General features: G+C 67.1%; 19 protein-coding genes. 15 read left to right on the forward strand and 4 right to left on the reverse strand.

The features are described from left to right. The first annotated feature begins 37 nt into the window (after nucleotides 1-37). The 10 genes from GPX89_RS29000 to GPX89_RS29045 all read left to right on the forward strand — a co-directional run bounded on the left by GPX89_RS29000 (nucleotide 38) and on the right by GPX89_RS29045 (nucleotide 10,636). Nucleotides 38-1,483, forward strand: coding sequence for a nucleobase:cation symporter-2 family protein (locus tag GPX89_RS29000; protein ID WP_328602428.1), 1,446 nt, complete (start codon nucleotides 38-40; stop codon nucleotides 1,481-1,483). Nucleotides 1,484-1,700: 217 nt separating this feature from the next. Further along, nucleotides 1,701-2,198, forward strand: a complete 498-nt coding sequence (gene uraD, locus GPX89_RS29005) for a 2-oxo-4-hydroxy-4-carboxy-5-ureidoimidazoline decarboxylase (protein WP_157390868.1) — start codon at nucleotides 1,701-1,703, stop codon at nucleotides 2,196-2,198. Continuing rightward, the gene (gene uraH, locus GPX89_RS29010; RefSeq protein WP_218003364.1) at nucleotides 2,186-2,530 is read left to right on the forward strand and encodes a hydroxyisourate hydrolase; all 345 of its coding nucleotides are present in this window, start codon (nucleotides 2,186-2,188) and stop codon (nucleotides 2,528-2,530) included. Before uraD ends, uraH begins: the two co-directional genes overlap by 13 nt. Before the next feature lie 6 nt (nucleotides 2,531-2,536). Continuing rightward, nucleotides 2,537-3,442, forward strand: a complete 906-nt coding sequence (gene pucL, locus GPX89_RS29015) for a factor-independent urate hydroxylase (RefSeq protein WP_157390869.1) — start codon at nucleotides 2,537-2,539, stop codon at nucleotides 3,440-3,442. Nucleotides 3,443-3,491: 49 nt separating this feature from the next. Then, nucleotides 3,492-4,901 (forward strand): nucleobase:cation symporter-2 family protein, encoded by a 1,410-nt coding sequence (locus tag GPX89_RS29020; protein WP_157390870.1) that lies wholly within the window; start codon nucleotides 3,492-3,494, stop codon nucleotides 4,899-4,901. Between the two features lie 168 nt (nucleotides 4,902-5,069). After that, on the forward strand, nucleotides 5,070-5,894 hold the full coding sequence (locus tag GPX89_RS29025) for a hydroxypyruvate isomerase family protein (RefSeq protein ID WP_157390871.1): 825 nt from the start codon (nucleotides 5,070-5,072) through the stop codon (nucleotides 5,892-5,894). Nucleotides 5,895-5,934: 40 nt separating this feature from the next. Further along, on the forward strand, nucleotides 5,935-6,825 hold the full coding sequence (locus GPX89_RS29030; protein ID WP_157390872.1) for a 2-hydroxy-3-oxopropionate reductase: 891 nt from the start codon (nucleotides 5,935-5,937) through the stop codon (nucleotides 6,823-6,825). 5 nt (nucleotides 6,826-6,830) lie between these two features. Continuing rightward, the gene (gcl, locus tag GPX89_RS29035) at nucleotides 6,831-8,609 is read left to right on the forward strand and encodes a glyoxylate carboligase (protein ID WP_157390873.1); all 1,779 of its coding nucleotides are present in this window, start codon (nucleotides 6,831-6,833) and stop codon (nucleotides 8,607-8,609) included. Between the two features lie 9 nt (nucleotides 8,610-8,618). Beyond that, a complete protein-coding gene (locus GPX89_RS29040) occupies nucleotides 8,619-9,782 on the forward strand; it encodes a glycerate kinase (RefSeq protein WP_157390874.1) in 1,164 nt (387 codons plus the stop codon). Further along, complete coding sequence (locus GPX89_RS29045; RefSeq protein WP_328602429.1) at nucleotides 9,779-10,636, forward strand: fumarylacetoacetate hydrolase family protein; 858 nt, start codon at nucleotides 9,779-9,781, stop codon at nucleotides 10,634-10,636. The genes GPX89_RS29040 and GPX89_RS29045 overlap by 4 nt, the downstream gene beginning before the upstream one ends. A 124-nt stretch (nucleotides 10,637-10,760) precedes the next feature. On the opposite strand, the gene GPX89_RS29050 is transcribed toward GPX89_RS29045, so the two are convergent. The 3 genes from GPX89_RS29050 to GPX89_RS29060 form a co-directional block, all read right to left on the reverse strand. Beyond that, a complete protein-coding gene (locus GPX89_RS29050; RefSeq protein WP_157390876.1) occupies nucleotides 10,761-11,549 on the reverse strand; it encodes a VOC family protein in 789 nt (262 codons plus the stop codon). 61 nt (nucleotides 11,550-11,610) lie between these two features. After that, nucleotides 11,611-13,044 carry an alpha/beta hydrolase family protein gene (locus GPX89_RS29055; RefSeq protein WP_157390877.1) on the reverse strand — a complete coding sequence of 478 codons (1,434 nt, stop codon included), beginning with the start codon at nucleotides 13,042-13,044 and terminating at the stop codon, nucleotides 11,611-11,613. Between the two features lie 15 nt (nucleotides 13,045-13,059). Next, the gene (locus GPX89_RS29060) at nucleotides 13,060-13,632 is read right to left on the reverse strand and encodes an ArsR/SmtB family transcription factor (protein ID WP_157390878.1); all 573 of its coding nucleotides are present in this window, start codon (nucleotides 13,630-13,632) and stop codon (nucleotides 13,060-13,062) included. Between GPX89_RS29060 and GPX89_RS29065 the strand changes: the two genes are divergently transcribed. From GPX89_RS29065 to GPX89_RS29085, 5 genes are all read left to right on the forward strand, one after another. Beyond that, a complete protein-coding gene (locus GPX89_RS29065; protein ID WP_157390879.1) occupies nucleotides 13,570-15,165 on the forward strand; it encodes an MFS transporter in 1,596 nt (531 codons plus the stop codon). The two genes, GPX89_RS29060 and GPX89_RS29065, sit on opposite strands and share 63 nt — an antisense overlap. 101 nt (nucleotides 15,166-15,266) lie before the next feature. Continuing rightward, the gene (locus GPX89_RS29070; protein ID WP_157390880.1) at nucleotides 15,267-15,959 is read left to right on the forward strand and encodes a VC0807 family protein; all 693 of its coding nucleotides are present in this window, start codon (nucleotides 15,267-15,269) and stop codon (nucleotides 15,957-15,959) included. Next, on the forward strand, nucleotides 15,952-16,620 hold the full coding sequence (locus GPX89_RS29075; protein WP_157390881.1) for a TMEM175 family protein: 669 nt from the start codon (nucleotides 15,952-15,954) through the stop codon (nucleotides 16,618-16,620). The genes GPX89_RS29070 and GPX89_RS29075 overlap by 8 nt, the downstream gene beginning before the upstream one ends. A 37-nt stretch (nucleotides 16,621-16,657) precedes the next feature. Beyond that, the gene (locus GPX89_RS29080; protein WP_157390882.1) at nucleotides 16,658-17,158 is read left to right on the forward strand and encodes a VOC family protein; all 501 of its coding nucleotides are present in this window, start codon (nucleotides 16,658-16,660) and stop codon (nucleotides 17,156-17,158) included. Next, on the forward strand, nucleotides 17,155-18,612 hold the full coding sequence (locus GPX89_RS29085; protein WP_198347642.1) for an FAD-binding protein: 1,458 nt from the start codon (nucleotides 17,155-17,157) through the stop codon (nucleotides 18,610-18,612). Before GPX89_RS29080 ends, GPX89_RS29085 begins: the two co-directional genes overlap by 4 nt. Here GPX89_RS29085 and GPX89_RS29090 read toward each other — a convergent pair. Next, nucleotides 18,588-19,748: a DUF4132 domain-containing protein gene (locus tag GPX89_RS29090; protein ID WP_157390883.1), complete on the reverse strand. Its 1,161-nt coding sequence runs from the start codon at nucleotides 19,746-19,748 to the stop codon at nucleotides 18,588-18,590. The genes GPX89_RS29085 and GPX89_RS29090 overlap by 25 nt on opposite strands. Nucleotides 19,749-19,803 lie beyond the last annotated feature (55 nt).

The raw sequence follows: 19,803 nt of genomic DNA on the forward strand, positions 1-19,803 counted from the left end.
GATTCGACGCCACGCCAAACGGGGGGCTGGGCTAGCTGTGAGTGCTGAATCCACCCCTGCCGGATCCGATTCCACCCCCGCCGCGCCAGACCTGGGCGAGGCGTCCATCTCGGTCGCCTCCGGCACGGTCGCCGAACTCGAGCGGCATCCGGTCGACGTCGTTCCGCCGCCGTTCCAGCTGGTCGCGGGCGGCCTGCAGCACATCGCCGCCATGGTCGCGGGCGTCGTCGCCCCGCCGCTGATCGTCGGCGCGGCGGTCGGTCTGAGTGCGCCCGAGACGGTCATGCTCATCACCGCCAGCCTGTTCACCGCGGGCCTGGCCACCCTGCTGCAGTCGCTGGGCTGGTGGAAGTTCGGTGCGCGGCTGCCACTGATCAACGGCGGCTCGTTCGCCGCGGTCGGCCCGATCCTGGCCATCGCCAAGGAAGCCGCGCCGGGCAAGGCGCTGCCGATCATCTTCGGAGCCACCCTGGTGGCCGGTGTCATGGCGGTCTTCGCGGCCCCGTATTTCTCACGGCTGCACCGGTTCTTCCCGCCCATCGTCGGCGGCACGGTCATCTCGCTCATCGGTCTGTCCCTGCTGCCGGTCGCGCTCGGCTGGATCAGCGGCGCGGGCGAGGGCGCGATGGGCGAGGCGCATGTGCCGATGAAGAACCTGGCCGACGCCGCGTTCGCACTGGTCGTCGTGCTGCTGTGCCATCGATTCCTCAAAGGCTTCGGACGGCAGCTCGCGCTGCTCATCGGGCTCATCGCCGGTTCGCTGCTGGGTTGGCCGCTGGGACTGCTGGACACGGGTCCGGTCGGCCACGCCTCGATCATCGGCTTCGTCCCGCCCTGGCACTTCGGCGCGCCCCAATTCCAGATCGGCGCCATCGTCTCGCTGTGCATCGTCATGCTCGTGGTGATGACCGAGTCCACCGCGACCATGATCGCGCTGGGCGAGATCGTGGAGCGCCCGGTCGACGAGAAGCAGATCGCGGGCGGTCTGCGCGCGGCCGGACTCGGGACCGTGCTGGCCTCGGTCATGGGCGGATTCGCCTGTGGCGCATTCGCTCAGAACGTCGGACTGGTCGCGCTGACCCGCATGTACAGCCGCTACGTGGTGGCCGCCAGCGGCGCGTTCCTGGTCCTGCTGGGCCTGTTCCCGGTGGCCGGCGCGGTGGTCGAGCTGGTGCCCAAGCCCGCGCTCGGCGGGACCGGCCTGGTCCTGTTCGGAACGGTCGCCGCCAGCGGCATCCGCACCCTCGCCAAGGCGGATCTGGGCGACCCGATCAACTCGCTGATCGTCGGTGTCGCGCTGTTCATCGGCATGACCCCGACCGTGGCCCCCTCGTTCTATGCCGGTCTGCCGGGCCCGTTCTCGGTCATCCTGGCCTCGGGCATCAGCGCGGGCTGCCTGACGGCCCTGGTGCTCAACCAGCTCTTCCGATCGCGAACCAGCAATGTTCTGGCAACCGGATCGGTGACCCCGCAGCACTCCTGAACCCCGGTGCTGCGATGATCAGCGGCGGACGTCGATTGCCGGATCGACCGTCCGCCGCTGTCGTCGTTCCGGGCCCAGTTTCAACAGTGCTTGTTGAGTGTCCTGACCAGCAATTTCGGTATATTTTCAACAAAATGTTGACGAACTGTTGTGGCCCGTGACACTCTCTTCTCCAGTGGCGGAATCACCCTTCCGCTATGCGAGAGAGGTAGCGCCAATGGTGACGTTGGTCGAATTCAATTCGACAGCGAGTGAAGAACTCTTGCCGGTCCTGCTGACCTGCTGTGATGCCCCCAGCTGGGCGGACGGCGTGCTGGCGGCCCGGCCCTATGCCGACATCGACGGCCTGCTGGCCCGGGCCGATGAACTGGCGTCCGGTCTCCCGGCCTCCGAGGTGGACCGCGCACTGTCAGCACACCCCCGCATCGGCGATCGGGTACAGGGCAAGGACACCCACTCCGCGTGGTCGCGCCAGGAACAGTCCGGCGTCAGCCAGGACGAATCCGTGGCCGCGCAGCTGCTCGAGGGCAACCTCGCCTACGAGAAGCGCTTCGGCAAGGTCTTCCTGATCTGCGCCACCGGCCTGTCGGCCGAGCAGATCCTCGCGAGCCTCAACGAGCGCCTCACCAACGACGACGAGACCGAAGCGGCCACCGTCGCCGAGGAACTCCGCAAGATCGCCGTACTCCGCCTGCGAAAGGTATTCGACGCGTGAGCACCATTACGACGCACATCCTCGACTCCGCGCTGGGCAAGCCCGCGGCCGGCGTCGAGGTGCGGCTGGAACAGGTCGGCCCGGAAGTCCGGGTCGTGGCCGAAGGCAAGACCGATGACGACGGCCGGATCAAGGATCTGGGCCCCGAGGGTCTCGAGGCCGGTAACTACCGCCTCACCTTCGACATCGAAAGCTATGCCGCCGCAACGAATCAGACCTACTTCTACCCGACGGTCTCGATCACCTTCAAGGTCGCCGGGCAAGCAGGCGAGCACTACCACGTGCCCCTGCTCATGAGCCCCTTCGCCTATTCCACCTACCGAGGAAGCTGAACTCACATGGCAATCAAGCTGGGACAGAACCAGTACGGCAAGGCCGAGAACCGCGTCGTCCGCGTCTACCGCGACACCCCGCGCCACCAGATCCGCGATCTGAACGTCTCGACCTCGCTGCGCGGTGAGTTCTCCGACGCCCACATCACCGGTGACCAGGCCGACGTGCTGCCCACCGACACCCAGAAGAACACCGCCTTCGCCTTCGCCAAGGAGAAGGGCATCCACTCCATCGAGGAGTACGCCCTGACCCTCGCGGATCACTTCATCTCCCGGGCGCCCACCGCCACCGGTGCGCGCATCGAGGTCGAGGAGTACTCCTGGGATCGCATCGAGGTCGACGGCCAGCCGCACGATCACTCGTTCGTGAAGTCCAACCAGGGCATCCGCACCACCGTCGCGAACGTCGACGGCGTCGGCCCGGACCGCGTGGCGCACATCGTCTCCGGCGTGAAGGACCTCGTACTCCTCAAGAGCACCGGCTCGGAGTTCCACGGCTTCTTCAAGGACAAGTACACCACCCTGCAGCCGACCAACGATCGCATCATGGCGACCTCGCTGGTGGCCCAGTGGCGCTACAACCACACCGATGTCGACTGGGACAAGACCTACGACGCCATCCTGAAGGTGCTGCTGCGCCAGTTCGCCGTGGTGCACTCCTACGCGCTGCAGCAGACCCTCTACTCGATGGGCCGCGCGGTGCTCGAGCAGTTCACCGAGGTCGCGGAGATCAAGTTCTCGGCCCCGAACAAGCACCACTTCCTGGTGGACCTGAGCCCCTTCGCCCTGGACAACCCGGGCGAGGTCTTCATCGCCGCCGACCGTCCGTACGGCCTCATCGAGGCCACCGTCGAGCGTGACGACGCGCGCGACGCCGGCAACGCGTGGACCGCCATCCCCGGCTTTTGCTGATCAGCACCGCGCTGAGTTCTTCTTCGTACAGCTAGTAGGAGGTGCGGCTATGGGTGATGACCACAGCCGCGTGGAAGTGACCGTGACTCGTCCAGAGGACCAGCGTTATTCGCTCTGGCAGTCCCTGGTCTACGGAACTCAGCACATCCTGACGATGTACGGCGGTGTGATCGCACCGCCGCTCATCGTGGGAGGTGCGGCCGGGCTCTCGACGGCGGACATGGCCCTGCTGGTGACAGCGGGACTGTTCGTCTCCGGCCTGGCGACACTGCTACAGACCCTGGGCATCGGGCCGGTCGGCTCCAGATTGCCGATCGTGCAGGGTATTTCGTTCGTCAGCGTCTCGACGATGGTCACCATCGCCAGTGAGGGCGGGCTGCGGCCGGTCTTCGGCGCGATCATCGTCGCGGGTGCTATCGGGCTCGTCCTCTCCAGTTTCTTCGCGAAGCTGGTCCGCTTCTTCCCATCCGTGGTGACGGGAACGATCATCACGGTGATCGGACTCTCGTTGCTGCCCACCGCTTTCCGGTGGGCGATGGGCAACAACGCCAAGGCCGCCGATTACGGCTCGATGGGCAATATCGGCTTCGCGGGCCTGACCCTGGTCATCATCCTGGTGATCAGCCGCCTGTTCCAGGGCGCGATCTCGCGACTGTCGATCCTCATCGGCCTGGTGATCGGCACGATCATCGCGGCCATGACCGGCCACACGGACTTCTCCGGAGTCCGCAAGGCCGACATCTTCGCGCTGCCGCCGATCATGCACTTCGGCAGCCCGACCTTCCAGGTCGGCGCGATCGTGTCCATGACCATCGTGATCCTGGTGATCATGGTGGAGACCACCGCCGACGTGCTCGCGATCAGCGAAATCGTCGGTACCGAAGCCGATTCCAAGCGGGTGGCGGCCGGTCTGCGGGCCGATATGCTGTCCTCGGGAGTCGCACCGATCTTCGGCAGCTTCCCGTGCAGCGCTTTCGCGCAGAACGTGGGGCTGGTCGCGCTCACCGGCATCAAGAGCCGATTCGTGGTCGCGACAGGCGGTGTCGTACTGGCGCTGCTGGGCCTGTTCCCCATCGTGGGTGCCGTGGTGGCCGGGATTCCGTATCCCGTCCTCGGCGGCGCGGGCATCGTGTTGTTCGGTTCCGTTGCGGCGAGCGGTATTCGCACGCTGGCCCGGGTCGACTTCACCGACAACCTGAATATGGTCCTGGTGGCCGTAGCGGTCGGGGTGGGCGTGATCCCCATTGCCGCACCGACATTCTGGGACAAGTTCCCGACCGGTATCGGGGTGGTCATGCACTCCGGCATCTCGGCGACAGCCATCGCGGCGATCGTGTTGAACCTGGCGTTCAACGAGATCAAGCGTGGAAACAAGCCCGGCGCTTCGGTGTTCGCGGCGGCCGACGATGCGAAGGACGAACTGGGCGATCGTCTCGAGGACGACATCCGCCGATCGTAGGTCCGCACAGTACTGGCTAGTAGCTCCCGGGACTCCTTGACGGGATTGTTCTGGGAGCATTAGCATTTTCATATCCCAGAAAAACATTTCCGCATTGCGGAAAATAGGGCAGACGCCTGGAAAGACGCAGCTCGAAAGACGCTCTGCGGAAACGACTGGAGGGATTCCATGACTCACTCGCTCAACTACGCCGTGAACTGCTCACTGCTGTTCACCGAGCTGCCGATCCTGGAGCGCGCCGCCGCTTCCAAGGCCGCGGGCTTCGACGCCATCGAATTCTGGTGGCCCTTCGCCGAAGCCGTGCCGTCCGACAAGGACGTGGACGCGTTCGTGGCGTCCGTGCAGGACGCGGGCGTGCAGCTGATCGGCCTCAACTTCTTCGCCGGTGACATGCCCGGCGGCGACCGCGGCCTGGTGTCGTGGCCGGCCCGCGCCGCGGAGTTCAAGGACAACATCGACGTGACCGTCGGCATCGGAGAGCGCTTGGGCATCAAGGCTTTCAATGCGCTGTACGGCAACCGCGTGGACGACGCCACCGCCGAGCAGCAGGACGAGCTGGCCGTGGAGAACCTGGCGGCGGCTGCCATCGCGGCGAACCGCATCGGTGCCACCATCCTGGTCGAGCCCGCTTCCGGTGCTCCCCGCTACCCGCTGCTGAAGGCGGTCGACGGCCTGGCCGTGATCGACAAGGTGCAGGCGGCCTCCGGCGTATCCAACATCGGCCTGCTCGCGGACCTCTACCACCTCGCCGTGAACGGCGATGACGTGGACAAGGTGATCGCCGAGCACACCGCCCGCATCGCGCACGTGCAGATCGCCGACAACCCGGGCCGCAACGAGCCGGGCACCGGCGAGCTGAAGCTTGACGAGCAGCTGACCGCCCTCGAGGCCAACGGCTACCGCGGCTGGGTCGGCCTCGAGTACAAGCCGTCGACCGGCGTCTCCGTCGACTCCTTCGGCTGGCTCCCGCTCGAGCGCCGCGCCGCCAAGTAATCACCGAAGACTTTCCACCACAACGACTTAGGAACTGATCATGAGCAATATCGCTTTCATCGGCCTCGGCATCATGGGCAGCCCGATGGCCGTCCACCTGCAGAACGCCGGCCACACCGTCAAGGGCTTCGACCTGAACCCGTCCAACGCGCAGAAGCTGGTCGACGCCGGCGGCCGCGCCGTCACCTCGATCGCCGACGCCGTGCGCGGCGCGGACGTGGTCGCGGTCATGGTTCCGGACTCCCCGCACGTGCAGGCCGTACTCGCCGGCGAGAAGGGCGTTTTCGAGACCGCCGAGCCCGGCGCGCTGATCATCGACTTCTCCTCCATCCGCCCGGATGTCACCCAGGAGCTGGCCAAGCAGGCCGCCGAGCGTGGCTTCCGCCTGATCGACGCCCCGGTCTCCGGCGGCGAGCCGGGTGCGGTCAACGCCACCCTGTCGATCATGGTCGGCGGTTCGGCCGAGGACTTCGCCTCCGCCAAGCCGTTCCTGGACACCGTCGGCAAGACCGTCGTGCACGTCGGCACCAACGGCGCGGGCCAGACCGTGAAGTCGGCCAACCAGCTCATCGTGGCCACCAACATCCAGGCGCTGGCCGAGGCCGTGGTCTTCCTCGAGGCCTACGGCGTCGACCTGGGCCCGGCCCTGGACGTGCTCGGCGGCGGCCTCGCCGGTTCGGCCGTGCTGAACCAGAAGCGCGACAAGATGGCCAACCGCGAGTTCGCCCCGGGCTTCCGGATCGACCTGCACCACAAGGACATGGGCATCTTCACCACCGCCGCCCGTGAGGCCGGCCTGGTGACCCCGGCCGGTTCGCTGATCGCGCAGCTGGTCGCCTCGGCCCGCGCCAACGGCGACGGCCACCTGGACCACTCTGCACTGCTGCGCGGCGTCGAGCGCCTGAGCGGCAAGCTGGACAAGGAGAACTGACCAATATGGCACGCATGCGTACTGTCGACGCGGCAGTCCTGATCCTGGAAAAGGAAGGGGCCACACAGGCTTTCGGCCTGCCCGGCGCCGCGATCAACCCGTTCTACTCCGCGATGAAGAAGCACGGTGGCATCAAGCACGTGCTGGCCCGCCACGTCGAGGCCGCTTCGCACATGGCCGAGGGCTTCACCCGCGCCAAGGCCGGCAACATCGGTGTCTGCATCGGCACCTCAGGTCCCGCGGGCACTGACATGGTGACCGGTCTGTACTCCGCCTCCGCGGATTCCACTCCGATCCTGTGCATCACGGGCCAGGCCCCGGTCGCGAAGCTCCACAAGGAGGACTTCCAGGCCGTCGACATCGCGTCCATCGCGAAGCCGCTGGCCAAGTGGGCGACCACCGTGCTCGAGCCCGCCCAGGTGCCGGGCGCCTTCCAGAAGGCGTTCTGGCTCATGCGCGAAGGCCGTCCGGGCCCGGTCCTGATCGACCTGCCGATCGACGTGCAGCTGGCCGAGATCGAGTTCGACATCGACACCTACGAGCCGCTGCCGGTCACCCGCCCGGCCGCGACCCCGGCGCAGGCCGCCAAGGTGCTGCAGATGCTGAACGAGGCCAAGCGCCCGCTGATCATCGCCGGTGGCGGCATCATCAACGCCGACGCCTCCGAGCTGCTGGTGAAGTTCGCCGAGCTGACCGGTGTTCCGGTCGTCCCGACCCTGATGGGCTGGGGCACGCTGCCCGACGATCACGAGCTGAACGCGGGCATGGTCGGTCTGCAGACCTCCCACATCTACGGCAACGAGTCGCTGCTGGAGTCGGACTTCGTGCTGGGCATCGGCAACCGGTGGGCCAACCGCCACACCGGCGCGCTCGACGTCTACACCAAGGACCGCACCTTCGTGCACGTCGACATCGAGCCGACCCAGATCGGCCGCGTCTTCGCGCCCGACTACGGCGTCGTCTCCGATGCCGGTGCCGCGCTGGAGCAGTTCATCGCCGTCGCCGAGTCGCTGGACAAGGTCGGCTCGCTGACCGACCACAGCGAGTGGGTCAAGCAGGTGCGCGCCAAGCGCGCCACCGGTCAGCGCAAGACGCACTTCGACAACGTGCCGCTGAAGCCGGCGCGCGTGTACGAGGAGATGAACAAGGCGTTCGGCCCGGACACCCGCTACGTGACCACCATCGGTCTGTCGCAGATCCAGGCGTCGCAGATGCTGCACGTGTACAAGCCGCGGCATTGGATCAACGCCGGTCAGGCCGGTCCGCTGGGCTGGACCCTGCCGGCCGCGCTGGGTGTGGCGACCGCGGTCAAGGACGAGCCGGTCGTGGCCCTGTCCGGTGACTACGACTTCCAGTTCCTGATCGAGGAATTGGCCGTCGGCGCGCAGTTCAACATTCCGTACATCCATGTGCTGGTGAACAACTCGTACCTGGGCCTGATCCGTCAGGCGCAGCGGGCGTTCGAGATGGACTACTACGTCCAGCTGGACTTCGAGAACATCAACTCGCCCGAGGTCAACGGCTACGGCGTGGACCACGTGAAGGTCGCGGAAGGACTGGGCTGCAAGGCGATTCGCGTCTTCAACCCGGAGGACATCGGCCCGGCCTTCGAGAAGGCCAAGTCGCTGATGGCCGAGTACAAGGTGCCGGTCGTGGTCGAGTGCATCCTCGAGCGCGTCACCAACGTGTCCATGGGTGCGGCCGGGATCGACGCGATCACGGAGTTCGAGGAGCTGGCCTCCGCGTTCGCCGACGCCCCGACCGCAACCGTTCCGCTGGACTAGAGGATTCCCATGGCTCGTGTACTGATCGCCTCCGACAAATTCAAGGGCTCGCTGACCGCCGTCCAGGTCGGAGCTGCTGTGCGAGCCGGAATCCGGCGGGCACGCCCCGACGCCTCGGTGTCGGTCGTGCCCGTCGCCGACGGCGGTGACGGCACGGTCGCCGCCGCTCTCGCCGCCGGTTTCGACGCGGTCCCGCTGACCGCGTCGGGTCCGACCGGGGAACCGGTGCTGACCGCCTATGCCCGCCGCGACGACCTCGCGGTCGTCGAGATGGCGGACGTGTCGGGCCTGGTACGGCTGCCGGACGGCCTGCTGCGACCGATGACCGCCACCAGCCGGGGTACCGGCGAGGTGATCGCGGCCGCGGTCGCGGCGGGGTGCCGCCGCATCGTGCTCGGCATCGGCGGCAGCGCCGGAACCGACGGTGGCGCAGGCATGTTGGAGGCGCTCGGCGCTCGCCTGCTGGACGCCGATGGCCGGTCCATCGGCGACGGCGGAGCGGCTCTCACCCGGGTGCACTCCATCGACCTGACCGCGCTGCGGGAGCTGATGGACGGCGTCGAGGTCATCGTGGCCTGCGACGTCGACAATCCGCTCACCGGTCCCACCGGAGCCGCTGCGGTCTACGGGCCGCAGAAGGGCGCCGATCCGGCCCAGGTGGCCGAGCTGGACGCCGCGCTCGGGCAGTGGGCGCAGCGACTGGCCGCGGAACTCGGGTCGGATCGGCGTGAGACGGCGGGCGCCGGCGCCGCGGGGGGCGTCGGATTCGCCGCACTCGCGGTCCTGGGCGCCACGCTGCGCCCGGGCATCGAATTGATGCTGGAGCTGGTCGGTTTCGAGTCGGAGCTGGCCGGAGCGGACCTGGTCATCACCGGTGAGGGCAAGCTCGACGAGCAGACCCTGCACGGCAAGGCCCCGGCCGGTGTGGCGGCGGCGGCACGCGCTGCGGGCGTGCCCGTCGTCGCCGTCTGCGGACGGAACACGCTGCCGGAGGATCGGTTGCGCGACACCGGATTCGCCGCCGCGTACTCGCTGGTGGAGATCGAGCCGGACGAGCAGCGATGCTTCAACGCGGGCGCGATGCTGTTGCAGCAGCTCGGTTTTCGTATCGCCGAGGACTATCTGCCGGGTGTGACCGCCGCGGTGGCCGAACAAGCGGGAGGCGTTTCGTGAAGCTGTTGCGAGTAGGCGCCAAGGGCGCCGAAAAGCCCGCGGCCATCGACGGGCAGGGCGTGCTGCGCGATCTGTCGTCGGTCGCCGCCGAGATCGACGGCGCGCTCCTGGGCGACCCGGCCGCGCTGAGCGTCGTGCAGGCGGCGCTGGCCTCGGGCAAGCTGCCCGAGGTGGATGCCTCCGCCCGCATCGGCGCTCCGATCGCCCGCCCCGGCAAGGTGATCGGTGTCGGGCTCAACTACACCGACCACGCCGCCGCCATCGGCGCGGCGATTCCCGAGCGGCCGGTGGTGTTCCTCAAGCCGGGCACCACGGTCAGCGGACCCTATGACGCCATCGAACTGCCGCGCGGCAGCCAGGCCACCGATCACGAGGTGGAACTGGGCGTGGTGATCGGGCAGCGGTTGCGCGACTGCCCGGATGCCGCCACCGCGCTGGGGGCGGTCGGCGGATATGTCACCGCCAATGACGTCACCGAACGCAATGGCATTGCGGGAGAACCGACCTGGGTGAAGGGCAAGTCCTACGACACCTTCACCCCGATCGGGCCGTGGCTGGTGACGCCGGACGAGATCGCCGCGCCGCAGGAACTGAGCCTGCAGCTGTGGGTGAACGGTGAACGGCGGCAGGCGGGTTCGACCGGGGACATGGTTTCCGGGGTCGGCGAACTGCTGGTGTACCTGAGCTCGCTGATGACGCTGGAACCCGGCGACCTGGTGCTGACCGGCACCCCGGCGGGTGTCGCCGTCAGCCGGCCGGAACCGAAACCGTATCTGCGCGACGGGGATGTCGTGGTCGTGGAGGTCGCCGGATTGGGGCGGCAGCAGACCCTGGCCACCGGCGTGCGCGGGTAGGAATTCCCGAGGGAGGCGTGGCAGGCGCAGCTGGGGTGCCGATACGTCGCCTGCGGGAGTATTCGAACGGCCCGGTCGCTGTGGAGACCGGGCCGTTCGTCCCGTTCCGGCTCGAACTCGTTGTCTAGGACTTGTTGCCGCCCAGGCTGAATCGCACGCCGGTGGGGTCCGTGACGGCGGCCAGCCGGCCATAGGGGGTGTCGTCAGGGGCCACCACGACGCTGCCGCCCAGCTCCGCCACCTTGCGCACGCTGGCGTCGACATCCTCGACACCGAAGTAGACGGTCCAGTAGCCGGGGATGCCGGGCGGCAGGAAGTTGGTCGAGTCCATCACGCCGCCGAGCATGGGGGTGGTGGAATGGATTGTGGTGTAGCGGAATTCGGGGGTGTCGGCGATCGTGAACGGATCCTGCCAGCCGAAGACCTCGCGGTAGAACTTCAGGGCTTCGTCGTAGTTGCGGGTGTGGAGTTCGAACCAGGAGGGCGCGCCGACGTGGTCCGCCCAGTGGCCGTCGCCGACGGTGCCGCGCTGCTCGAAGCCGGTCATGGTGCCGGACTCCCAGACGCCGATGCCCACACCGCCGTTGTCGCCGAACACGGCGAACTTTCCGAGGTCGCCGACGGCCATCGGGGGAACGGCGATCATGCCGCCGTGCGCGGTCACCGCCTGCGCGGTCTTCTCGGCGTCACCGGCCAGGTAGATGGTCCACTGGTTGGGGCCGCCGCTGCCGTCATTGGCCATTCCGCCGGCCACGGCCTTGCCGTCCTTGCGGAAGGTGATGTAGTTGCCGTGCTCCGGCGCGATATCGGCTGTCCAGCCGAACAATTCGCCGTAGAAGGCGATGGCGGCATCGGTGTCGGTGGTGAAGAGGTCGGTCCAGATCGGATCGCCCGGCCGGGTGGTGTAGGACATGGTCACTCCTCGAATAGGCATCTCGGTCCCCGGGAATGCAGACGGGGCGGCATACGGAAATTCATCGGAAGAGCAGACCCCAGCTCAGGGTCCATCCCAACCATACGAAGCCGGTGCAGGTCAGGACGGTAAGAGCGGCCCGGTGGGTTCCCGTCAGCGGGGTTCGGGGGCGGACTGTGGTGAGCGTGGTGACCAGCAACAGGGCGGTGGTCACCAGGGCCAGTAGTTGCAGGCCCAGCCAGGGGAGGGGACGTTCGAACACGATCGGGCCGAGCGCCTGGGCGCTGGTCGCGAAGATCGAGAAGACATACAGAACCGTCGCTAGTGTGGCGAGCAGGCCGGTCGCGGCGAGCCATCGTGGTCCACGACGGGCCGACCGGGCTGTGCGAATCCCCTTGTTCGCGAACGAGATTGCCAGATAGCCGATGAACACGACGACGAGCAGTCCGAGGGCGATGGCCTGGGTTCCCGGCGCGCTCCACCAGCTGTGACCGGGATCGTGGCTGTCGCCGTCCTGCGCGGGCGGTTCGGCGGCCGAGGACGCGGGTGGGGTGCCGTTGGAGACCTGTTGCAGCCAGGTGCTCATGGTGTCGAGGTAGCCGGGGGCGAAATCGCCGCGGGGGATCGGCGGTTCGTAGGACGCGCCGGTGCGGTCGAAGCCGTCGGTGGTGGTGCGGCCGTTGTGGGAACCGTCCACGAAACGAATGGTGACGCTGGGGTCCGCCGTCAGGGCGTCCCGCAGCACCGCGGAGCTCTCCGCGGGGGGTGACTGCACGTCGTGTCGGCCCCAGATCGCGAGAACGGGGATCCGCAGCGTGTGCAGGGCGGGGAGGGGGTCGAAGTCGGCGGCGGGGAAGAATCCGCTCCCATCGATGAGACGGGCGGCTGGGCCGGAGATCGTGGTGGCGAGTGCGGCATCGACCCCTTGGTGTCGTAGCCGATTCGCGAGGTACCAGGTCTGGGTGCGCAAGGGCGTGTAACCCGGTGCTCCGAGGGTGATCAGGAACGCGACGTCGGCCGAGCGTGACGCCGCCAGCGGAGTCACCCATCCGCCTTCGCTGAATCCCCACAGGCCGACTCGATCGGGTCGGACGCCGGGCAGGGTGCGCAGGAGTTCGACCGCGCCGAGGGCGTCGTCTGCCAGCAGGCCCAGGTCGCGGTGGGTCTTCGAGTATCCGTCCGTCCGTTTGTCGTAGGTGAGCACCGTCATGCCCATGGCCGCGAAGGCTTCCGCTTCGCGGCGGTACTCCTGTCGTGGGCCGGGGCCGGATCCGCCGACCAGGACGATGCCGGGGGAGTCGGAATGCGGTGTGGCCGGGGAGATTACGGTGCCGTGCAAGGTGAGGCCGCCGCCTCCGGTGAAGGTGACCTCCTGTCCGGTGGTGTCCGGTGTGGCGGTGGCTGCGGTGGGCGGGATCAGGACAGCGATCAGCATGGCCAGCAGTGCGCAGGGGAGGAGAACCCGCCCGGCTCCGGCCGTCGGTTGGGACTGCATCTTCGGTTGTCTCCGTTATCGGGCCGGATCGATCTCCGGGAAGCTGAACATGCGCAGCAGCACGGACTTCTGGTCGTCGTCGCCTTCCTCGTCGACCGCTTCGAAGCGCTGGACGAGGTCGATGTACGCCTCGAAGAACTCCTCGAACCGCGCTCGATCGACCCTGATCGTGGCCCGGGAGTAGGTGAAAACATCGGCGCGGGAGCCCAATTCGTGGGCATGTCGCTCGAACGACTCGTAGAGGTCCACGACTTCGGCGACATGCTGCCGCGTGATTTCCGCACTGGCCGCACGCATCTCGTCGTCCTGCTCGCTGTACCGCGGCCATCGCCGATCCCTGGGTACCGCCCGCCACCAGCGCTCCTTGCCTGTGGAGAGCTCGGAAACCTCCTCCACGAAGCCATGTTTCGCCATCTGCCGCAGGTGATAACTTGTCAGGCCGGTGCTTTCCCCGAGCTCTTTGGCCAAGCTGGTCGCATTGACCGGCCCACCCCGGAGCTGCTCCTCGATCCGCCGCCGCAGTGGATGCGCCATCAGTCGCAATGCTGCGATGTCGGTCATGAATTCGGTCCGGGGCTCGTCGGCCATGCCCCAACGGTACCGTTGCAAAGATGGTTTGCAAAGAGTCTTTGCAATCCGAGCCCATGTGGCGACAGATTCACGCTTAGCCCTGTCTCGCGGCGAGCGGGTGTAAGTTGGCGTGGATTGCTGTTTGTTTGCTTCGTCGGGTTTTCCGGGTTGCGAGGAGGCTGCGTGGGGTCGGTTATCGATGATGCGCCTTTTACCTCGTTTCATAAGCGGTTGGCGGTGGCTTGTTCGGGTGGGCCGTTGCTCGACGGGTACATCTTGAGCATTGTGGGGACGGCGCTCATCGGGATGACCGCCGAGTTGGACTTGAGCACCGGGGATACGCAGTTGATCGGGGCTGCGGCTCTGGTGGGGATGTTCGTGGGTGGGGCCCTGTTCGGGGTGTTGACGGACAAGATCGGGCGGGAGGTCATGTATACGGCCGACCTTGTGGTCATGGGGGTTTGTTCGATCGCGTCGTTCTGGGCCGAATCCATTTGGCTCATCGTGATTCTGCGGTTCGTCCTCGGGATGGCGGTGTCGGCGGACTATCCGATCGCTACCTCGTTGCTGGGGGAGTGGTTGCCGTTGAAGCAGCGGGGGAAGTTGCTCGGGTTTCAGATCGTGGCCTGGTATGCGGGGTCGGTGCTCGCGTACGTGGTCGGGTATCTGATGCTGACGTTCTTCGGGAACGGAAGCTGGCGTTGGCAACTCGCGAGTGGCGCGGTGTTGTGCGCCTTCTTCCTGGTGATCCGGCAGAGCACGGCTCCCGAGTCGCCTCGGTGGCTGGCTCAGCACGGTAAGGCCGACAAGGCGGCCTCGATGATCGAGAAGTACTTGCAGGTGCGGGTGGATCCGGCTTCATTGGTGGAGGTCGGAGAGGAACCGGCCAAGCATGGATCGCTGCGGGAGTTGTTCGGTCCCGCCTATCGGAAGCGGACCATCTTCTGCTGCGGGTTCTTTCTCTGCCAGGTGGCCGTCCTGTTCGCCATGTTGACCTTCGGGCCGCAGATTCTGGCGGCGTTCGGCATGCCCGCGGGGACCTGGATGGACACGCTCGGGACGGCGTTGATCAGCCTGGTGTTCCTGGTCGGGTGTCTGCCTGCCATGCGGTTGATCGACACGGTGGGGCGGCGGCCGACGATCGTCTGGTGCTTCGGGCTGATGATCATTCCGGTGCTGTTCATCGGGATCTGGCCGGCCATGCCCGCGTTGCTGGCGTTCGCCATGTTGTGTCTCTACGCGTTCTTCTGCGGTGGGCCCAACGTGTTGGACTGGACGTATCCGAATGAGCTGTTCCCCACCCATATTCGCGCTACGGCGGTCGGGTTCGCGACCTCCATCAGCCGGGTGGGGGCGGCGTTGGGGACCTATCTGCTGCCGTGGTCGCTGCATCATCTGGGGATGGGGCCGACATTTCTGTTCGCGGCGGGCCTGACGGCGGTGGGGTTCCTCATCTGTGTGTGGGGTGCCCCGGAGACCAAGGGGGTCCGGTTGGAATCGGCTGCGGCGGTGGCGGTTCCCGTCGGGGTGTCCGGTGCCGAACCGGCATGACAACTGTCATGGCGGGGTCGTGATGGTTGGCAGATTCGGGGCGGGGCCCGCGTCCGTAGCGTCATTCCTGTAGCGATCAACCGATTACAGGAGTTCCGAAAATGGCCGAACACACCACCGTTGTGAACGCGCCGCAGGCGGCGGAGACTCGTCCGAATCTGCTGCGCATGCTGGCTCCGACCGTCCGCGATATCGCGGTGCCGCTGGTCGCCTACTACGCATTGCATGCCGCCGGGTACTCCGACTTCGTCGCCTTGTTCGCCGGTGGGCTCGTCTCGGGGGCCATGGTGATCGTGGAGGTGGTCCGGGCTCGGCGGGTCGATTTCATGTCCGCGCTGATTCTGGCGGGGTTCGCCTTCGGGATCGTCAGCTCGCTGATCAGCGGGGACGCTCGCATGATGATGGCGCGGGACTCGCTCATCACCGCCGTCATCGGCGTGGCCTTCGGGGGTAGCGCGCTGATCGGCAAGCCGCTCACCTACATGGCGGCGCGCAAGGCGTTCTCGGGGAATCCGCAGAAGCTGGCGGAGATGGAGTACAAGTTCGCCAACTTCCCGATGGTTCGGAAGTTCCACAATCGGATCGCGGCCATGTGGGGTGTGGCGCTGATCAGCGAATCGGTGCTGCGGGTGGTGCTCGTCTACCGGCTGCCCATTCACACCATGGCCTGGCTGTCCAGCGTGCTGATGATCAGCGTCACCGCGGCGATGATGGCGATCACGATCCGAATGGTCAAGCGGGTCAAGCGATCCGAGCCTGCCATGGAAGCGGGATACGCTTCGGTGCATGAGTGAGAGTTCGGTTCCGAAAAGCACGCTGACCGGGACCGCGCGGGTCGAAGCGTTCAGCGACGGGGTGATGGCGATAGCCATCACCCTGTTGATTTTGAATATCCAGGTGCCCGAGCATGAGCCCGGGCACCTGCTGCGTTCGTTGGGGCATATCTGGCCCGCCTATCTCGCCTACCTGGCCTCGTTCATGACGATCGGTGTCGTGTGGATGAACCACCACACCTTCTTCGGGCGGCTGCGGCGCATCGACCACGTGCTGCGGTGGTGGAATCTGATGCTGCTGCTGGGGGTTTCGCTGGTTCCTTTTCCGACCATCGTGGTTGCCGACGCGCTCGCACACGGGTCGCATCGGGACGCGGTGGTGGCGGTGGCGCTCTACGGGATCGTCGGGGTGATCATGACCTTGCCGTGGGCTCCGATGTGGTGGCAGCTGGAGCGGCGGCCCGAGATGTTGAAAGCGGGGCTGGGCCCGGACTACGCACGCCGGGAGCGGTGGCGGGCCTGGCCGGGGCTGCTCGTCTATGCGATGACAATCGGGATCGGGTTCCTCTCGCCGATCATCGCTCTGGTGCTGTTTCTGCTGGTGTCGACGTTCTACGGGGTGAACAACAAGGGGTGGAGCTCGCCCAGCGATCCGGATCCGGACGAACAGGACGAAGACTAGACCTTGCCTATTTAAGCGATTGTGATTAACTGCCGGAGTGGACAGCTCGAGCGTGGCCCGCGGGCCGGTGACGCAGATCGCCTGGGTCGTGGCCGACATCGCGGCCGGTGAGAAATTTCTGGGGACGATGCTGGGTATACGTGCCTGGACGCGGATGCCGGACATCCGGTTCGGACCCGAGAACACCAGCTATCGGGGCGAGCCGGCGGACTTCACGGCGCATATCTCCCTGTCCTACAGCGGGGATACGCAGCTCGAGCTCATACAGCCGGTCGCGGGGCGTTCCATCTACACCGAGTTCCTCGAACGCAGCGGTCCCGGACTGCATCACATCTGCCTGGAACCCGAGGACTTCGACCGCGCGGTGGAAGACGCTGCGGCGCAGGGGATCAGCGTGGTGCAGCGCGGCGATATGGGTGGGCAGATGCGGTTCGCCTACCTCGACGGGGCGGCCGCGGGCGTGCCGTACGTCGAGCTTGCCGAGATCGGGCCGAACATGCGGCGCTTCTTCGAACAGATCAAGAAGGATGCACAGTGAGCACAGCGATACCAGAAACCGTTGCGGCGGAATCTGTCACGGACTGGTCCGACGAGGTCGACGTGGTCGTGGCCGGGTTCGGGATCGCGGGCGGGTGCGCCGCGGTCGAGGCGGCGGCCCGCGGGGCCCGCGTGCTGGTGCTGGAACGCGCGGGAGTGGCCGGGGGGACCACCGCGCTGGCGGGCGGGCATTTCTATCTCGGTGGCGGGACGGCCGTGCAGAAGGCCACCGGACACGAGGATTCGGCCGACGAGATGTACAAGTACTTGCTGTCGGTGGCCCGGGATCCGGAACCGGAGAAGATCCGGGCCTACTGTGACGGCAGTGTCGAGCATTTCGACTGGCTGGAGGGGCTGGGGTTCGAGTTCGAGCGGAGTTACTACCCGGAGAAGGCGGTGATTCAGCCGGGCACGCAGGGGCTGATGTACACCGGGAACGAAAAGGTATGGCCCTATCGGGAACAGGCGACGCCCGCGCCGCGCGGGCACAAGGTGCCGGTGCCGGGGGATACGCAGGGCGCGGCCATGATCATCGAATTGCTGGTGAAGCGGGCGGCGGCACTGGGGGTCGAGGTGCGGTACGAGACAGGGGTGACCAATCTGGTTACCGACTCCGCGGGTGCCGTGGTCGGGGTTGCCTGGAAGAACCTCGGGAAAACCGGTGCCGTCCGGGCGAAGTCGGTGGTGCTGGCCGCGGGCGGGTTCGTCATGAACTCCGACATGGTGAGCGAGCACGTGCCGTGGCTGAGCGAGAAGCCGTTCGTGCTCGGCACACCGTTCGACGACGGGCTCGGGCTGCGGCTGGGAGTCTCGGCGGGCGGGGCGACCCGCATGATGGATCAGGCGTTCGTGACCGCGCCGGTGTATCCGCCGTCGAAGCTGCTCACCGGAATCGTGGTGAACCGCAATGGCGAACGGTTCGTCGCCGAGGACTCGTACCACGCGCGGACTTCCGCGTTCGTCCTCGAGCAGCCGGGGGCGGTGGCGTATCTGATCGTGGATTCCGAGCACATGGAGCGGCCGATGTTCCCGCTCGCGCCGTTCATCGACGGGTGGGAGACCGTCGAGGAGATGGCGACCGCGCTCGGAATTCCTTACGAGACACTGCAATCCACACTCTCGCGATACAACGAGAACGCCGCGCGGGGAGAGGATCCCGATTTCCGCAAGGCGAGCGAATGGCTCGAGCCGCAGGATCGGGGGCCGTGGGCGGCGTTCGACCTGACGCTGGGCAAGGCGCTGTACGCGGGGTTCACCCTCGGCGGGCTGCGAACCTCCGTGGACGGAGAAGTACTGCGGGACAACGGTTCAGCGGTTCCAGGGCTGTACGCGGCGGGAGCCACCGCGTCGACCCTGGCGCAGGACGGCAAGGGCTATTCGAGCGGCACCCAGCTCGGGGCCGGATCGTTCTTCGGCCGCCGCGCGGGGCGTCACGCCGCGGGGCGCTCCAGCTGAAGGATCAGCTCCGAGGCGGTGACGGGGTCGAAGACCCCGAAGGTGCCGCCGCGGAGCTCCACCGACAGAATCCGTTGCAGCTCGGGCTCATAGCGGTAGCCGCCCTCCAGACCGGGGTCCAGCAGGACGGCGACCTCGCGAGTCGGGCCGAACCGGCGATACAGCGCCTCCCGGGTGACCTCCCAGCCCAGCTCCTGCAAAGCGAACAATCGATCGGTCCGCACCTGCCGATCGGTGAAGCGGGACAGACGCGCGGACTCCGATTCCTCGGCGGTGAGCGCATATGTCGGCCTGGTCAGCTGCTCGAAGGGCTGGCGCAATCGGTTGTGGCCGAACGAGTCCCGCCACGCCGTGATCGACTCGCCGAGGTGGATCGGATGGGCGATGCCCACCAGCGCATCGCCGGGCAGCTCGACGGTCGCCTCCCCGGCGTCGCGCAACGAGTGCTCGGCGTCGATCCGGAAAGTTCCGGTCACCGCGCCGTTGCTGTCGAATCGCGCCCACACCAGCCGCCGCGCCAACTGGCCCAACGCGGCGTCCTCGACGATCAATCGGCGATGCGCCTGTGCGCGCCAGCGCCGACCGTCCACCATGGCCGCCTCGAAGCGCCGAATCTGGTCGGTGGTCACGGATTTCGGATCGGCGCGGGGTGCTTCGGTGTCGGCGGACGCGGTGAGCCGGACCTGAACGCGGCGGGTCAGCGCCTCGGCCTCCGGCGAAGGATCCTCGTCGTCGGCGGCTTCGCGTAGCCACGGAGTCATCCGGCCCGCTCGCGGGTCGGGCTCCTCCACCCGGAGCCGACTTCGGGCCTCGGCCACGGCCGTGGTGAACGCGTGGCCGTGTTCGATCATCCAGCTGTCGATGAATCGGTCGAGGAACTCCCGTTCCCGCTGCGCCCCGGTCCGATAGGCGACGGCCGCGTGCTGCGCGATGGCGAAGGCGACCGCGGCCCCGTCCGGGGTGCACGGGCCCTCCGGGTGGGCCGTGTATTCCGTTGCCGCCGCGGCGAGTTCGTTCAGGCCGTCCAGTCGCGCGGCCTCCAGCACCGTCGTCACGGCCGCCCGGTGACGGCGCAGGAACTTCCGCACCGCGTCGGTCGCATGCGGATCGGCCCACCGCCGTTCCTCCTCGCTCATACGTCGATCTTGCCGGTCGCCACCGACAGATTGTCGGAGGGTGACGGTAGGGTTG

The organism is Nocardia terrae (assembly GCF_009760405.1).
In the GTDB taxonomy this organism is placed as follows: domain Bacteria; phylum Actinomycetota; class Actinomycetes; order Mycobacteriales; family Mycobacteriaceae; genus Nocardia; species Nocardia terrae.

Coding starts and splice junctions, on each gene's coding strand:
- uraD (WP_157390868.1), top strand. CDS start 1,701: ATGGTGACGTTGGTCGAATTCAATTCGACAGCGAGTGAAGAACTCTTG.
- pucL (WP_157390869.1), top strand. CDS start 2,537: ATGGCAATCAAGCTGGGACAGAACCAGTACGGCAAGGCCGAGAACCGC.
- GPX89_RS29020 (WP_157390870.1), top strand. CDS start 3,492: ATGGGTGATGACCACAGCCGCGTGGAAGTGACCGTGACTCGTCCAGAG.
- GPX89_RS29025 (WP_157390871.1), top strand. CDS start 5,070: ATGACTCACTCGCTCAACTACGCCGTGAACTGCTCACTGCTGTTCACC.
- GPX89_RS29030 (WP_157390872.1), top strand. CDS start 5,935: ATGAGCAATATCGCTTTCATCGGCCTCGGCATCATGGGCAGCCCGATG.
- gcl (WP_157390873.1), top strand. CDS start 6,831: ATGGCACGCATGCGTACTGTCGACGCGGCAGTCCTGATCCTGGAAAAG.
- GPX89_RS29040 (WP_157390874.1), top strand. CDS start 8,619: ATGGCTCGTGTACTGATCGCCTCCGACAAATTCAAGGGCTCGCTGACC.
- GPX89_RS29050 (WP_157390876.1), bottom strand. CDS start 11,549: ATGTCCTACACCACCCGGCCGGGCGATCCGATCTGGACCGACCTCTTC.
- GPX89_RS29055 (WP_157390877.1), bottom strand. CDS start 13,044: ATGCAGTCCCAACCGACGGCCGGAGCCGGGCGGGTTCTCCTCCCCTGC.
- GPX89_RS29065 (WP_157390879.1), top strand. CDS start 13,570: ATGCGCCATCAGTCGCAATGCTGCGATGTCGGTCATGAATTCGGTCCG.
- GPX89_RS29060 (WP_157390878.1), bottom strand. CDS start 13,632: ATGGCCGACGAGCCCCGGACCGAATTCATGACCGACATCGCAGCATTG.
- GPX89_RS29070 (WP_157390880.1), top strand. CDS start 15,267: ATGGCCGAACACACCACCGTTGTGAACGCGCCGCAGGCGGCGGAGACT.
- GPX89_RS29075 (WP_157390881.1), top strand. CDS start 15,952: ATGAGTGAGAGTTCGGTTCCGAAAAGCACGCTGACCGGGACCGCGCGG.
- GPX89_RS29090 (WP_157390883.1), bottom strand. CDS start 19,748: ATGAGCGAGGAGGAACGGCGGTGGGCCGATCCGCATGCGACCGACGCG.